The sequence below is a fragment of the Ruoffia sp. FAM 26255 genome (genome assembly GCF_045528525.1).
GTDB lineage: Bacteria > Bacillota > Bacilli > Lactobacillales > Aerococcaceae > Ruoffia > Ruoffia tabacinasalis.
The window spans coordinates 1-578 of record NZ_JBGQQX010000136.1 but is presented as its reverse complement, the minus strand read 5'-3'; the positions used below and the strand labels follow the sequence as shown (position 1 = coordinate 578).

Genomic DNA, 578 nt, shown 5'->3' with positions numbered 1-578 from the left:
GGTTCATGAATTTTTGATGTTGGTGGACCGAGGAGCCAGGTGACGCAGTCACCTTGGCTCTTTTTTTATTCCTATGTTTAAGTGTCTCTCTATGCAACGATAGTTTGTGTTGTGTTCTCATCTTTAAAGAAGAGCGGTCGTCTCTTTTTGGTCTGTCTAACCAGTAAGTTCTGAGTAATCAAAATACGAAAACGTAAGTGATTAAAGTTCCGATACCCATACCCGCTGCGTTTTATGTTCTTGATTTTGTTATTGGTGCCTTCAATAATCCCATTGGATAACGTGTATGTCAAACTATTTTCAATCGCGGGTAAATACTTTTCAAGCGTTTGAAAGGTCGTTCGGACCTTGCGTGGCACCACATATTTTCGTGTTTCATATAAATCATAAATAAAGGCCTCCGAATGATGCATCGCAATATCTGCCTTCAAATCATTGACTAAATGATAGACCTGCTCCAATCGTGGATCGATACTCAACATATAATTGACCATACTTTTTTGAGTCACAAGGCCATCAAACAGCCGGTGAATGTGGTAATCCTCGAAGTCCAAGGACTCCCGGTTTTTTTGAATTAA

At 39.8% G+C, this 578-nt stretch carries 1 protein-coding gene; it reads right to left on the bottom strand.

From position 1 onward, the window contains the following. Positions 1 to 89: 89 nt before the first annotated feature. On the bottom strand, positions 90 to 578 hold a 489-nt coding region (locus tag ACEN31_RS11605; RefSeq protein ID WP_407109486.1), incomplete at its 5' end, for a transposase.